13 protein-coding genes are annotated in these 13,541 nt (G+C 70.9%); 10 read left to right on the forward strand and 3 right to left on the reverse strand.

Annotation, left to right across the window (positions count from 1 at the left end):
- Positions 1-9: 9 nt before the first annotated feature.
- Together aroA and Q8A52_RS02600 are read right to left on the reverse strand one after the other, a co-directional pair.
- Positions 10-1,335 (reverse strand): 3-phosphoshikimate 1-carboxyvinyltransferase, encoded by a 1,326-nt coding sequence (gene aroA, locus Q8A52_RS02595; protein WP_316748307.1) that lies wholly within the window; start codon positions 1,333-1,335, stop codon positions 10-12.
- A gap of 119 nt (positions 1,336-1,454) precedes the next feature.
- Entirely contained in the window at positions 1,455-2,177 is a 723-nt protein-coding gene (locus Q8A52_RS02600; RefSeq protein ID WP_316748309.1) for a M50 family metallopeptidase, read from the reverse strand.
- Positions 2,178-2,279: 102 nt separating this feature from the next.
- Between Q8A52_RS02600 and Q8A52_RS02605 the strand changes: the two genes are divergently transcribed.
- The 10 genes from Q8A52_RS02605 (at position 2,280) to Q8A52_RS02650 (ending at position 12,404) form a co-directional block, all read left to right on the forward strand.
- Positions 2,280-3,095 carry an SOS response-associated peptidase gene (locus Q8A52_RS02605; protein WP_316748311.1) on the forward strand — a complete coding sequence of 272 codons (816 nt, stop codon included), beginning with the start codon at positions 2,280-2,282 and terminating at the stop codon, positions 3,093-3,095.
- A gap of 1 nt (position 3,096) precedes the next feature.
- A complete protein-coding gene (locus Q8A52_RS02610; protein WP_316748313.1) occupies positions 3,097-3,723 on the forward strand; it encodes an alpha/beta hydrolase family protein in 627 nt (208 codons plus the stop codon).
- Between the two features lie 300 nt (positions 3,724-4,023).
- Complete coding sequence (sigR, locus tag Q8A52_RS02615) at positions 4,024-4,707, forward strand: RNA polymerase sigma factor SigR (RefSeq protein WP_316748314.1); 684 nt, start codon at positions 4,024-4,026, stop codon at positions 4,705-4,707.
- Entirely contained in the window at positions 4,704-5,015 is a 312-nt protein-coding gene (rsrA, locus tag Q8A52_RS02620; RefSeq protein WP_316748315.1) for a mycothiol system anti-sigma-R factor, read from the forward strand. The genes sigR and rsrA overlap by 4 nt, the downstream gene beginning before the upstream one ends.
- Positions 5,016-5,152: 137 nt before the next feature.
- Positions 5,153-6,460, forward strand: a complete 1,308-nt coding sequence (locus Q8A52_RS02625) for an HD-GYP domain-containing protein (protein ID WP_316748317.1) — start codon at positions 5,153-5,155, stop codon at positions 6,458-6,460.
- A complete protein-coding gene (locus tag Q8A52_RS02630; protein WP_316748319.1) occupies positions 6,457-7,725 on the forward strand; it encodes an HD-GYP domain-containing protein in 1,269 nt (422 codons plus the stop codon). The genes Q8A52_RS02625 and Q8A52_RS02630 overlap by 4 nt, the downstream gene beginning before the upstream one ends.
- A 111-nt stretch (positions 7,726-7,836) precedes the next feature.
- On the forward strand, positions 7,837-8,817 hold the full coding sequence (locus Q8A52_RS02635; protein ID WP_316748321.1) for a hypothetical protein: 981 nt from the start codon (positions 7,837-7,839) through the stop codon (positions 8,815-8,817).
- 188 nt (positions 8,818-9,005) lie between these two features.
- The gene (gene def / locus Q8A52_RS02640) at positions 9,006-9,656 is read left to right on the forward strand and encodes a peptide deformylase (protein WP_316748323.1); all 651 of its coding nucleotides are present in this window, start codon (positions 9,006-9,008) and stop codon (positions 9,654-9,656) included.
- 295 nt (positions 9,657-9,951) lie between these two features.
- On the forward strand, positions 9,952-11,037 hold the full coding sequence (gene cyc1 / locus Q8A52_RS02645; protein ID WP_316748751.1) for an epi-isozizaene synthase: 1,086 nt from the start codon (positions 9,952-9,954) through the stop codon (positions 11,035-11,037).
- On the forward strand, positions 11,034-12,404 hold the full coding sequence (locus Q8A52_RS02650) for a bifunctional albaflavenone monooxygenase/terpene synthase (RefSeq protein ID WP_316748325.1): 1,371 nt from the start codon (positions 11,034-11,036) through the stop codon (positions 12,402-12,404). The genes cyc1 and Q8A52_RS02650 overlap by 4 nt, the downstream gene beginning before the upstream one ends.
- A gap of 21 nt (positions 12,405-12,425) precedes the next feature.
- On the opposite strand, the gene Q8A52_RS02655 is transcribed toward Q8A52_RS02650, so the two are convergent.
- On the reverse strand, positions 12,426-13,391 hold the full coding sequence (locus tag Q8A52_RS02655) for a helix-turn-helix domain-containing protein (protein ID WP_316748327.1): 966 nt from the start codon (positions 13,389-13,391) through the stop codon (positions 12,426-12,428).
- Positions 13,392-13,541: the final 150 nt, after the last annotated feature.

Below are 13,541 nucleotides of genomic sequence, written 5' to 3' on the forward strand. Positions count from 1 at the left end.
GTGAGTCCCCTACGCCCTGTCGCTCCCGAGCATCCCGGTCCACATCTCGGGGAAGTCCGGCAGCGTCTTCGCCGTGGTCGCCACGTTCTCGATCTGTACGCCCTCGACCGCCAGGCCGATGATCGCGCCGGCGGTGGCCATGCGGTGGTCCTCGTAGGTGTGGAAGACGCCGTGGTGCAGCCGGCGCGGGCGGATGTGCAGGCCGTCGGCCGTCTCGGTGACATCGCCGCCGAGCTCGTTGATCTCCTTGGTGAGCGCGGCCAGCCGGTCCGTCTCGTGCAGGCGCAGATGGGCCACGCCCCGCAGGGTGGAGGGGGAGTCCGCGAGGGCGGCGACCGCCGCGATGCCCGGGGTCAGCTCGCCCACGTCGCTCAGGTCGACATCGATGCCGTGAATGGCACCCGAACCGGTGAACTCCAGCCCGTACTCGGTCAGTTCGCAGGAACCGCCCATCTCGGTGAAGATCTCGCGCAGCCGGTCACCCGGCTGGGTCGTCCGGGACGGCCAGTCCGGGACGAGCACCTTGCCGCCGGTGACCAGGGCCGCCGCCAGGAACGGCTGGGCGTTGGACAGATCCGGCTCGATGGTCAGGTCGCGGCCGAGCAGGGCACCCGGGGTGACCCGCCACACGTTCGGCTCGCCGCCCGACTCCGGGGTGTCCACCTGGGCACCGACCGCGCGCAGCATGTCCACGGTCATCCGGATGTGCGGCATGGAGGGCAGCGAGGCACCGATGTGGCGGACCTCGACGCCGAGGTTGAAGCGCGGCCCGGACAGCAGCAGCGCGGACACGAACTGTGACGAGGAGGAGGCGTCGATCGACACCGGGCCGCCGTCCAGCGCACCCCCGCCGTGCACGGTCAGCGGCAGCGCTCCCCGGCCGTCGTCGTCGATCCGGGCGCCGAGCACGCGCAGCGCGTCGATCACGCCGTTCAGGGGGCGCTCGTACGACCGGGGGTCGCCGTCGAAGCGGACGGGCCCGTCGGCCAGCGCGGCGACCGGCGGCAGGAAGCGCATGACCGTGCCGGCGTTGCCGACGTCGACCGTGGCCGGGCCGTGCAGGCCGGTGGGGAGGACGCGCCAGGCCTCGCCGGAGCCGTCGGGGCCCACGCCTTCTTCGATGCCGACGCCCATGGCGCGCAGGGCACCGGCCATCAGCAGCGTGTCGCGCGATCGCAGGGGGCGGCGCAGCCAGCCGGGCTCGGAGGCGAGGGCGGCGAGCACCAGGGCGCGGTTGGTGACGGACTTGGACCCGGGCACGTGGACCGTCGCGTCGACGGCTCCGCTCGCGTGCGGGGCGGGCCAGAGGGCGGTGTGCGCGGGGTTCGGGGCCATAGGGCCACTTTATAAGGAGGCTGTGGTTCGGGTGCGGCGACGCCGGGGCCGGTGGCGCCCGCGCGGCGGCGCAGTGAACCGACCCGGCGCCGCGCTTCTGCGCTGTTCGGGGCGCCTTCTCAGCCCTCCAGCAGCCAGCTGCCCCCGCCGATCAGCGAGGACAGCGACACCGCGTGGAACAGGAACAGCCACAGCCCCGCGGGGACGTGCGTCAGGCGGGACAGCTGGTCCGCGTCCGAGTCGCCCGCCCCACCGCGTGAACGCTTGGCCTGGAGTTCGAAGGCCGGGCGCACGCCGCCGAACAGCAGAAACCACACCACCGCGTACGCGAACGCCGCCTGCACCTGGGGGCCGGCCAGCCAGGACACCAGCAGGAAGGCGGCGCCCGTGACGATCACGGTCAGCGCCCCGTAGGCGTTCCGGATCATGACCAGCATGGCGACGAGCAGGACGGTCGCCGCCCAGAGCAGCATCGTGATGTGCCCGGCGGCGAGCAGCGCGGCGCCGCCCAGGCCCAGCAGCGGGGGAGCCGTGTAGCCGGCCGCCGCGGTGAGGATCATGCCCGGACCGGTCGGCTTGCCCCGGCTCACGGTGAGGCCGCTGGTGTCGGAGTGCAGGCGTATGCCCGTCAGCTGCCGGCCGGTGAGCAGCGCCACCAGGCCGTGGCCGCCCTCGTGGGCGATGGTGATGGCGTTGCGGGAGACGCGCCACATGGTGTGCGGTACGACCGCGGCGAGCGCGGCGACCAGGGTGGCGATCACCACCCACAGATCGGGGTCGGGCTGGGTGCCGAAGAGACGGTCCCAGAGGTCGGGCAGCGCGGTGGCGGCGGTGCTGTCCATGTGTGCTGTAGCTCCCTCTGGTCGGGTCGAAAGGGGTCGGCGCGTAGCGCCGTCGTCGGGGGTGGTGGTCGGGCGACGGGTGGGCCTGGCAGTGTGGCACGTATGTGCGGACGGTATGCATCCAGTCGTAGGCCCGAGGATCTCGCAGGAATCTTTGAGATCGAGAAGTGGGAGCCCGAAGAGACCTTGGAGCCGGATTACAACGTGGCTCCGACCAAAGAGGTCTACGCCGTCCTCGACCGCCCTGTGAAGGACGCCGAAGACCCGCGGCCGGTTCGCCAGTTGCGCAGGCTGAAGTGGGGACTGGTGCCGTCCTGGGCCAAGACCCCCGAGGGCGGCGCCCGGATGATCAACGCGCGTGCGGAGACCGTGCACGAGAAGCCCGCGTACCGTCGCGCCTTCACGGCCCGGCGCTGCATCATCCCCGCCGACGGCTACTACGAGTGGGTCACCGGCCGGCAGGAGCGGGACCTGGAGGTCGAGGGGAAGAAGAAGCGCCCGCGCAAGCAGCCGTACTTCGTGCTGCCCGCCGACGGCTCGGTCTTCGCGATGGCCGGGCTGTACGAGTTCTGGCGCGACCGGACCCTCCCCGAGGACCACCCCCAGGCCTGGTGGGTCACCTGTTCCGTGATCACCACGGAGGCGGAGACGACCCCCCTGGCCGTCGCCCCGGCCGAGGGACCGTTCTCGCTCGCCGAGATCCACCCCCGGATGCCGCTGATGCTCACCGCGGACCGCTGGGACACCTGGCTGGACCCCTCGCGCACGGACCCCGAGGACCTGCGCTCCCTGCTGGAGCCGCCCCCGGCCGGACTGATGCGCGCGTACCCGGTTTCCACGGCCGTCAGCAATGTCCGCAACAACGGCCCGGAGCTGCTGAAGGAGCTGGAGGGGCCGGAAGCGGGCACACTCTTCTAGCGTGATCGAGATTGTCGAGACCGAAGCCGGGACCGCCCGCATCACCTGGCACCGGGCGAAGAAGGCGCGGCTGGTGCTGGCCGCGAGTCATGGGGCGGGCGGTGGCATCGAGGCCCGGGACCTGCAGGCGCTCGCCCGGGTGCTCCCGGAGCACGGCGTGACCGTGGCCCTCGTCGAGCAGCCCTGGCGGGTCGCGGGCAAGAAGCTGGCTCCGGCGCCGAAGACCCTGGACACCGGCTGGCGCGGCATCTGGCCCGCGCTGGCCGGGATGGAGCTGCCGGTGATCTCCGGCGGCCGGAGCGCGGGCGCCCGGGTGGCCTGCCGCACCGCCACGGAGCTGGGCGCGCACGCCGTGCTCGCGCTGAGCTTCCCGCTGCACCCGCCGGGCAGGCCCGAGAAGTCCCGCGCCGACGAATTGCTCGGCGCCGGGGTGCCCACCCTCGTCGTACAGGGCGGGAACGATCCCTTCGGCAGGCCGGACGAGTTTCCCGAGGGGGCGTACGAGCTGATCGAGGTGGCGTACGGCGATCATGGCTTCGCGGTCCCCAAGCGCGCGGAGATCACACAGGAGCGGGCCCTGGAGATCATCACCGACGGTGTCGTCCAGTGGGTCGCGTCACTCGGGTAACCCGCGGGAATGCCGGGGCCGGGACAACTGTTGTGGCGGACAGAAGTGCTGAACCACCAGCACCGACCTGTACGAGAGGAAGTCCGCCGCATGGGTTCGACCATCTGCCCTCCCGTCGCCCACCACCACCCTGTGGACGGGCTTCGCCCGGCAGAGTCTGATTCGAGCCGCCCTGAGCTGGACTGGACGGTGCTGCACGCGGCCAAGACCGCACCTATTCGAGCGGCGGCAGGCACGGGTGGTGTTCTATCCTCCGAAACGAGTGGGACCGGTTTCGGTCCCGCCCGGGATCTTGAGGAGGTGGGTCCGGTCACTGGGACCGACGCAGGGACCGACAACGGCCAGGCGGAGCTGCCCGAGGGCCAGGGCATGAGCGCGGAGTCGACCGCGGAGCGCAGCGCGCGCTTCGAGCGGGACGCGCTCGAATTCCTCGACCAGATGTACTCCGCCGCGCTGCGCATGACGCGCAATCCGGCCGATGCCGAGGACCTGGTGCAGGAGACGTACGCCAAGGCGTACGCGTCCTTCCACCAGTTCCGCGAGGGCACCAACCTCAAGGCGTGGCTGTACCGGATCCTCACCAACACCTTCATCAACTCGTACCGCAAGAAGCAGCGCGAGCCCCAGCGCAGCGCGGCCGAGGAGATCGAGGACTGGCAGCTCGCCCGTGCCGAGTCGCACATGTCGACCGGTCTGCGCTCCGCCGAGTCGCAGGCGCTCGACCACCTGCCCGACTCGGACGTCAAGGAAGCACTGCAGGCGATCCCCGAGGAATTCCGCATCGCCGTCTATCTCGCGGACGTAGAGGGCTTTGCGTACAAGGAGATCGCGGACATCATGGGGACACCCATCGGTACGGTGATGTCCCGGCTGCACCGGGGCCGCCGTCAACTGCGCGGCATGCTGGAGGACTACGCGCGCGAGCGCGGACTGGTCCCGGCGGGCGCCGGAGAGTCGAACGAAGCGAAAGGCTCGGGCTCATGAGCTGCGGAGAGCCGCACGAGACGGACTGCAGTGAGGTCCTCGATCATCTCTATGAGTTCCTCGACAGTGAGATGCCGGACGTCGATCGCGACAAGTTCCAGCAGCACTTCAAGGAGTGCTCGCCGTGCCTGGAGAAGTACGGCCTCGAGCAGGCCGTGAAGAAGCTGGTCAAGCGGTGCTGCGGGCATGACGACGTGCCCAGCGACCTGCGCGCCAAGGTCATGGGTCGGATCGACCTGATCCGTTCCGGCCAGGCCGTGCCGGAGCACGACGTGACCGCCGCGCCGGCCACGCCCCAGGAGTCCTGACCCCGCGCCCGGACACCGTGTCCTGATCTTGGGGACATCACCCGAATGTGCTAATCCGCGGGTCATCGGCCCGCGGACCCCCTGGCCCCCGTCCTAGGCTCCGAAGCCTGGGCAGGCACGGTCGGGGGAGGGGTGTCATGGAGGTGGTTCCGGCACGGGCACGCGTGTACGTGGCCTGTGTCGCCCTTCTCGCTCTGTTCTGTGTGCTGTCGCTGCCCGGAACCCACTCACCCTGGTGGGTGATCGCGCTGCTCGCCGCGCTGTACGCGGCCTGTGAGCACGTCGCGCGGCGCCGGTTCGCGGGCACCTTCCACCCCGTCCTGCTCGCCGGGGCCTTTCTGCTGCCCCCGCCCGCCGCCGCGCTCGTACCGCTGCCGGCCGCCCTGCTCTCCCACGGCGGACAGCCGTCCACCCCGCTCCGGCGCATCTGGCGGGGCGCCCAGTCGGCGCTGGCGGTGTGGGGCGCCTCCCGGGTGCACTGGGCGCTGGGCGGGCGGGACGCGGTCGTGGCTTCGCACTTCCCCTATGTACTCGTGCCCGCCGGGGCGGCCGTGCTGGTCTTCTGCCTGGTGCTGGCCGCGCTCGACGGCGGGATCCTCGCCCTCGTCGAGCGGGTGCCGGCCCGGCGGGCCTGGCGGGGGCTGCTGTCGCGCTCGCTCGCGCCGATCGCGGCGCACGGGCTGGCCGGACTGATGATGGCCGTGCTGTGGCGCAGCCCGTACGGTCCCGTCGCCGCGCTGCTCGTGCTGCTGCCGATGTGCGTGTCCTGGTGGGTGTTCGCCCAGTACCACCGGGAGCGGGCCGCCCACCAGGCCACCATCCGCGCGCTGGTGCAGGCGGTCGACATCAAGGACGGGTACACCCGGGGCCACAGTGAGCGGGTCGGACAGGCCTCCGTGATGATCGCCCGTGAACTGGGCATGGACGACGAGCGCGTCGAGGTGCTGCGCTTCGCCGGGATCCTGCACGACGTGGGGAAGCTGGGCGTCCCGACCCGGCTGCTCCGCAAGGACGGGCCGCTCACCCCCGAGGAGCGGCGGGTCATCGAACTGCATCCCGAGTACGGGCACGAGGTGGTGCGGGGCATCTCCTTCCTCGGCGAGGCACGCGCGGCGATCCTGCACCACCACGAGCGGCTCGACGGGAGCGGCTATCCGTACGGGCTGGCCGGCGGGCAGATCCCGGAGTGTGCGCGGGTGGTCGCCGTCGCCGACGCCTTCGACGCCATGACGTCCACGCGGTCCTACCGCAGGGCCCGGCCGGTCGCGACGGCACTGGAGGAGCTGGAGCGGTGCGCGGGGGCCCAGTTCGACCCCAAGATGGTCGCCGCGCTGGCGCGGGCGCTGGCCCGGCACGGCTGGCATCCCGCCGTCACCGCCGACGAGACACAGCACGCGGCGTCCCCGCCCGAACCCGTCCCGAGCCGGCCCGGAGCCCGGCGATGACGCCGCTCCGCCTGATATCCGGTTCCGCCGGAGTCCTCGCCCTCGTCTCCCTGGCCGTCACCCTATGGACCGGCATCGGCGACCGGGGAGTCGCCCTCTGCTTCGGTCTCCTCATAGCCGTCGGCGAGCTCTCGCTCCCCCAGGCTCTCGGCTCCGGCCGAGCGGCGGGGACCGCCGTGACCGGCGCGCGCGTGCGGGAGGCCGCGCCCGTCGGTGCCGCCGGAGCGCTGTCCTACGCCCTGCTCGGCGAGGTCGCCGGCCGCCCCGCCCAGCACGGCGCCGCGCAGGTCGTCACGGTCGTCCTGGCAGCTTCCCTGCTCGGCAGCGTGCCGCACATCTGGCAAGGTCGCAGCCCCACCCTCGACCATCTGGCCCGCCGCGTCCTGACCGTCGGCTTCGCCGCCGTCTGCTTCCAACGCCTCTACAACCAGGGCGTGTTCGGCTCCTGGGGCGGACCGGCCTACGCCCTGCTGGTGCTCGCCCTCCTCGTGCTCACCGCCCTGTGCGACGCGCTCCTGGCGGCCGCACAGGCGCATTCCCGCACACGGTGGCCGTTCGGCCCGCTGCTCAGGGACGAGCTGCGGGGGCTGCTCGGGATCGGGTCCGCCGTGTGCGCCACGGGCGCGGTGATGGCGCTGGCGGTCGCCGTCGCCGGACTGTGGGCACTGCCCGTGTTCTGCCTGCCGCTGCTGCTCACCCAGCTTTCCCTGCGCCGGTACGCGGCCGTTCGGGCCACCTACCGGCAGACCATCGCCTCCCTCGCCCGGGCCACCGAGGTCGCCGGGTACACCCCGGCCGGGCACGCCTGGCGCGTCGCCGCGCTCAGCGGGGCCGTCGGCCGGGACCTGGGGCTGTCCGGGACCGAGCTGACCGTGCTGGAGTACGCTGCCCTGATGCACGACATCGGCCAGCTCAGCCTGGTCGACCCGGTGCCGGCCGGGGCCACCGCCGGGCTGCCCCCGGAGGAGCAGCGGCGCATAGCGCTCCTCGGCGGGGCCGTCGTACGGCAGACCGGGGTGGACGCGGCCGTTGCCGTGGTCGTGGAGCGGCAGGCCGACCCCTACCGGGAGCAGCCGGTGGCCGCGCGGATCGTACGGGCCGTCAACGCCTACGAGGAGATGGCCCGGGAGGCGGGGCCCGGCGGACCGCTCAAGGCCCTGGAGGAGCTGCGGCTGGGTACGGCCGGGGACTATGCGCCCGAGGTGGTGGAGTCGCTTGCCCGGGTGCTCTCCCGGGACTGTCTGACCCTTCCTCTTCCTGGGTAACCCATGGGTAATGAGCGCCCTTCCTGCCGTACGTGGTTGGATGCGAGGGAGAGGGTGTCCGGGGGCACAAGCCAGCCCACTTTGCGGAACTGGAACTGGCAGGCGGGAATTGTGAGGATCTTCGGCAAGGGACGGCACCGGCCCTCCGCCTCTTGGCGGCAGGCCACAGATCGCGCGTTCACGCTGATCGGCGACGGCCGGTACGAGGACGCGGGCGAGCTGCTGACGCGCGCCGCCGACCTGGAGCCCTGGCTGTCGGAGTCCTGGTTCAACCTCGCCCTGCTGCACAAGTTCCGGCACGACTGGGAGCAGGCCCGGGCCGCCGGCCTCAGGGCCGTGGCGCTGCTCGACCGGGAGACCGGGGCACCCGACTGGTGGAACGTCGGCATCGCCGCCACCGCCCTGCAGGACTGGCCGCTGGCCCGGCGGGCCTGGCAGGCCTACGGGCTGCGGGTGCCGGGCGGAGCCGCCGTCTCCGGGGAGCCGCTCGGCATGGAGCTGGGCAGCGCGGCCGTACGGCTGTCGCCCGAGGGCGAGGCCGAGGTCGTGTGGGGACGCAGGCTCGATCCGGCGCGGGTCGAGGTGCTGTCCATTCCGCTTCCCTCGTCCGGGCGACGCTGGGGCGAGGTCGTACTGCACGACGGGGTGCCCCACGGTGAGCGGACCACGGCCACCGGGCACGCGTTCCCGGTCTTCGACGAGATCGAGCTGTGGGCCCCGTCGCCCGTCCCCACCTGGGTGGTCCTGCTGGAGGCCGCGACCGAGGCCGACCGGGACGCGCTGGAGCAGCTGGCCGCCGACGCGGGCTTCGCCGCGGAGGACTGGTCGTCGTCCGTGCGGCTGCTGTGCCGAATGTGCTCGGAGTCGCGCATGCCGTCCGACGAGGGCGACGGCATCCATCTCGACCCGCACGACCACAGCGAACCCGGTCACCCGGGCCCGCTGGGCCACCGCACCGACGGGCAGCTGTGGGTGCCGGAGCGGGAGTGCGGGGTGGCTGCGCCGGCTTCGCTGGTGAGGGGGTTGCTGGACGGGTGGGTTGCGGACAGCCCGGACTCCAGGGACTGGCGGGATCTCGAAGAGGTTTGCTAGGGGGCGTCGCCGACCGCGGGTTCGTTGTGGCTGGTCGCTCCCCAAGTTCTCGGCTTCGCTCGAACAGGGGGGACCCCCATCGCGGCGGAGCCGCCTATCGACGCTGCCCGCGCCCCTTCGGGGGCGCGGCCCCCGTACCCTGTATCAGCAAGTTCACCCCCCTGTTTTTGAGGAAGGCATCGTCGGTCATGGCGCAGCAGGACACCGATCAGCAGCACGCGGGCGTGCTCCCCGTGGACGACGAGGGCTTCGTCATCGACACCGAGGACACGGAGGAGCGCGAGAACGCCTGGCGTGAGCGTGGCACCTCGCGGCCGATCACGGTTGTCGGGAACCCGGTGCTGCACAAGGAGTGCAAGGACGTCACCGAGTTCGGCGAGGAGCTCGACCGGCTGGTCGCGGACATGTTCGCCAGCCAGCGCACCGCCGAGGGCGTGGGCCTGGCCGCCAACCAGATCGGCGTCGACCTGAAGGTCTTCGTCTACGACTGCCAGGACGACGAGGGCGTCCGGCACGTCGGCGTGGTGTGCAACCCGAAGCTGGTCGACCTGCCCGCCGACAAGCGCCGCCTGGACGACAGCAACGAGGGCTGCCTGTCCGTGCCGACCGCCTACGCGCCGCTCGCCCGCCCGGACTACGCCGAGGTGACCGGGCAGGACGAGAAGGGCAACCCGATCAAGGTCCGCGGCACCGGCTACTTCGCGCGGTGTTTGCAGCACGAGACCGACCACCTGTACGGCTACCTCTACATCGACCGCCTCTCCAAGCGCGAGCGCAAGGACGCGCTGCGGCAGATGGCCGAGAACGAGCCGCGCTACCCCGTCGTCGCCAACGACTGAGGCCCGCGACCACCTCTGTGACGCCTGGTCAGGAACTTTCCTGACCGGGCGTCGTTCGTTTGTGCCCGGCTTCGCACCGTCTGTGCGTCGCACATTCGATCCTTTGTGCGCATCTAGCAATCCGCAATCAGTCACACAAGGGGGGATTCTCGGCACCGTGGGGTAGTGAGTGAAGCAAATCCGTTCCCAGAGCGGTCAGTTGTAGGGCTGAATGGGAAGTGCGGGGATACGCGACGGCGCACGCCCGGCACGGCGAGAGGGGCGTGTGCTCCTGGCGGCTGAGAGGGGTTTGTTCGTGCATGCTTTCCCACACAGCACCACATGGATGCCGACGGCGGTCGCGGTCCCGCCGACGCTGGCTCTGCCATTGATCGAGTCGGCGTTTCCCCGGCAACTCCATCCGTATTGGCCGCGACTACAGGAGAAGACCCGCCTCTGGCTCCTGGAAAAACGGCTCATGCCGGCGGACAAGGTGAAGGAATATGCCGACGGCCTTTGCTACACCGACCTCATGGCGGGCTACTACATAGGCGCCCCCGACGACGTACTGCAGGCCATCGCCGACTACAGCGCGTGGTTCTTCGTCTGGGACGACCGCCACGACCGCGACATCGTCCACGGCCGGACCGCCGACTGGCGGCGGCTCAGGTTACGCCTGCACGCGGCCCTCGACTCTCCCAGGCACCACGAGTCCCATCCGGACCCTGTGGTGGCGGGATTCGCGGACAGCGTGCGGCGGTTGTACTCGTTCCTGCCCCGGACCTGGAACGCCCGGTTCGCCCGGCACTTCCACGCGGTGATCGAAGCGTACGACCGGGAGTTCCGCAACCGCATCAGGGGACACGTTCCCGGGGTGGAGGAATACCTCGCCCTGCGGCGTCTGACCTTCGCACACTGGATATGGACGGACCTGCTGGAGCCGAGCGCCGGCTGTGAACTCCCGGACGCCGTGCGGAAACACCCGGCATATCGCCGCCCGGCACTGCTGAGCCAGGAATTCGCCGCCTGGTACAACGACCTCTGCTCACTCCCGAAGGAAATCGCGGGAGACGAGGTCCACAATCTCGGAATCAGTCTCATCACCCATCAGGGACTGACTCTGGAAGACGCAGTCGTGGAACTCCGGCGGCGCGTCGAGAGATGTATGGCGGAATTCCTCGAGGCGGAAAGGATCGCCCTGCGGTTCGCCGACCGGCTCGACGACGGCACCGTGCCGGGAAAGGAACTCGGCGCCGCCGTCCGGTCCTGCCTCTGCAATATGCGGAACTGGTTCAGTTCCGTCTACTGGTTCCACCACGAGTCCGGCCGGTACATGGTCGACAGCTGGGACGACCGGTCCACGCCCCCGTACGTCAACAACGAAGCGGCAGGTGAGAAATGACCGTAGAGTCGGTGAAGCCCGCGGCACCCGAGGTGCCCGAGCTGAGTGAGCCGCCCTTCGCCGGGGGTGGTGTCCCGGTCCTCGGCCACGGCTGGAGGCTGGTCCGTGACCCGCTGGCCTTCATGTCCCGGCTGCGCGACCACGGTGACGTCGTACGGCTGAGGCTCGGCCCGAAGACGGTGTACGCCGTCACCACCCCCTCGCTCACCGGCGCCCTGGCGCTGAGTCCCGACTACAAGATCGACGGGCCGCTGTGGGAGTCCCTCGAAGGCCTGCTCGGCAAGGAGGGCGTGGCCACCGCGAACGGCCCCCGGCACCGGCGCCAACGGCGCACCATCCAGCCCGCGTTCAGGCTCGACGCCATACCCGCGTACGGGCCGGTCATGGAGGAGGAGGCGCATGGGCTGACCGAGCGCTGGCGGCCCGGCGAGACCGTCGACTGCACCTCCGAGTCCTTCCGGGTCGCCGTGCGGATCGCGGCCCGCTGTCTGCTGCGCGGCGAGTACATGGACGAGCGCGCCGAGCGGCTGTGCGTCGCGCTCGCGACCGTCTTCCGCGGTATGTACCGCCGGATGGTCGTCCCGCTCGGACCGCTCTACCGGCTGCCGCTGCCGGCCAACCGGAAATTCAACCGGGCCCTGGCCGATTTGCATCTGCTCGTCGACGAGATCGTCGCCGAGCGCCGGACGTCTGGTCAAAAGCCGGACGATTTGCTGACGGCATTGCTGGCGGCGAAGGACGAGAATGGCGAGCCCATCGGGGAACAGGAGATCCACGACCAGGTCGTCGCGATACTCACCCCCGGAAGCGAAACGGTCGCCTCCACGATCATGTGGCTGCTCCAGGTGCTCGCCGAACATCCGGAACATGCCGAGAAGGTACGTACCGAGGTCGAATCCGTGACCGGCGGCCGACCCGTCGGATTCGAGGACGTACGGAAGCTCACGCACACCAACAATGTCGTCGTCGAGGCGATGCGTTTGCGTCCCGCCGTATGGATATTGACGCGGCGCGCGGTGACCGACACCGCGCTCGGCGGCTATCGCATTCCGGCCGGGGCGGACATCGTCTACAGTCCGTTCGCCATCCAGCGCGACGGCCGGTCCTACGCGCACAACCTCGACTTCGATCCCGACCGCTGGTTGCCGGAACGCGCCAAGGACGTACCGAAATATGCCATGAGCCCGTTCAGCGTGGGCAACCGCAAGTGCCCCAGCGACCACTTCTCCATGGCCCAGCTGACCCTGATCACGGCGGCGCTGTCGGCGAGGTACCGCTTCGAACAGGTCGACGGGTCGAACGACGCGACCCGCGTGGGCATCACGCTCCGTCCGAACCGGCTGCTGCTGAAGCCCGTGCCATGGTGAGACGCCCGTGCCGGTGCGCGCTCAGGCGGCCTGCGGGCCCCGGAACGCGCGCCGGTAGGCGTTCGGGGTGGTCCCCAGGGCCCGCACGAACTGGTGGCGCAGCGCCGCCGCGGTGCCGAACCCGGTCCGCGCGGCGACGGCGTCCACCGTCTCGTCCGTGCCCTCCAGCAACTCCTGTGCCCGCAGTACGCGTTGGCGCAGGATCCAGCGGTAGGGCGTGGTGCCCGTCTCCTGCTGGAAGCGGCGCGCGAAGGTGCGCGGTGCCATGAGGGCGCGGGCGGCCAGCTGCTCGACGGTCACCTCCTCGTCGAGGTGCTGCTCCATCCACACCAGTACCTCGCCCACCGTGTCGCACGAGTCCCGGGGCAGCGGACGTTCGATGTACTGCGCCTGTCCGCCGTCCCGGTGCGGCGGCACCACCATCCGCCGGGCGATCTTGTTGGCGACCTCCGGCCCCTGTTCCTTGCGCACGATGTGCAGACAGGCGTCGATCCCGGCCGCGGTGCCGGCGGAGGTGATCACCGGGTCCTCGTCGACGTACAGGACGTCCGGTTCGACGCGGGTGCGCGGGAAGCGCCGGGCGAGCGCGTCCGCGTGCCGCCAGTGCGCGGCACAGCGCCGCCCGTCCAGCAGCCCGGCGGCGCCCAGCACGAAGACGCCGGAGCACACGCTGAGCACGCGGGCGCCCCGGTCCACGGCCCGGCGCAGGGCGGCGAGCAGCTCGGGCGGATAGTCACGCCCGACGTTCGCGTCCGAGGCCGGTACGGCGATCAGATCGGCCTCCTCCAGCCGGTCGAGGCCGTACGGCGTGGAGACGGTGAGTCCGCCGACATGGGTACCCAGCGCCGGACCCTCCGCCGAGACCACGGCGAAGTCGTACACCGGCAGCCCCTCGTCGCTGCGGTCGAGGCCGAACACCTCGCAGACGACGCCGAGCTCGAAGGGATGCACACCGTCGAGCAGGACGGTGGCCACGTTCCTCAGCATGCGTCCAGTGTGCCTCGGAAGTGGCAGTAATTCGAGGGTGTGCGGCAGTCCTGCCACTGTTTGTAAGGAGCATTCGGCGCGACAGTGGTGACATGACTACAGCGCAGACAGAAGCCCTGATCGGAATGACCGTCGCCCTCGGGATCCTGG

Source organism: Streptomyces herbicida (assembly GCF_032656585.1).
Taxonomy (GTDB): domain Bacteria; phylum Actinomycetota; class Actinomycetes; order Streptomycetales; family Streptomycetaceae; genus Streptomyces; species Streptomyces herbicida.

Excerpts from the sequence above, each read along its gene's own strand:
- Q8A52_RS02655 (WP_316748327.1), bottom strand. The coding sequence starts at position 13,391 with ATGCTGAGGAACGTGGCCACCGTCCTGCTCGACGGTGTGCATCCCTTC.
- def (WP_316748323.1), top strand. The coding sequence starts at position 9,006 with ATGGCGCAGCAGGACACCGATCAGCAGCACGCGGGCGTGCTCCCCGTG.
- aroA (WP_316748307.1), bottom strand. The coding sequence starts at position 1,335 with ATGGCCCCGAACCCCGCGCACACCGCCCTCTGGCCCGCCCCGCACGCG.
- Q8A52_RS02630 (WP_316748319.1), top strand. The coding sequence starts at position 6,457 with ATGACGCCGCTCCGCCTGATATCCGGTTCCGCCGGAGTCCTCGCCCTC.
- Q8A52_RS02600 (WP_316748309.1), bottom strand. The coding sequence starts at position 2,177 with ATGGACAGCACCGCCGCCACCGCGCTGCCCGACCTCTGGGACCGTCTC.
- Q8A52_RS02625 (WP_316748317.1), top strand. The coding sequence starts at position 5,153 with ATGGAGGTGGTTCCGGCACGGGCACGCGTGTACGTGGCCTGTGTCGCC.
- Q8A52_RS02650 (WP_316748325.1), top strand. The coding sequence starts at position 11,034 with ATGACCGTAGAGTCGGTGAAGCCCGCGGCACCCGAGGTGCCCGAGCTG.
- Q8A52_RS02605 (WP_316748311.1), top strand. The coding sequence starts at position 2,280 with ATGTGCGGACGGTATGCATCCAGTCGTAGGCCCGAGGATCTCGCAGGA.
- rsrA (WP_316748315.1), top strand. The coding sequence starts at position 4,704 with ATGAGCTGCGGAGAGCCGCACGAGACGGACTGCAGTGAGGTCCTCGAT.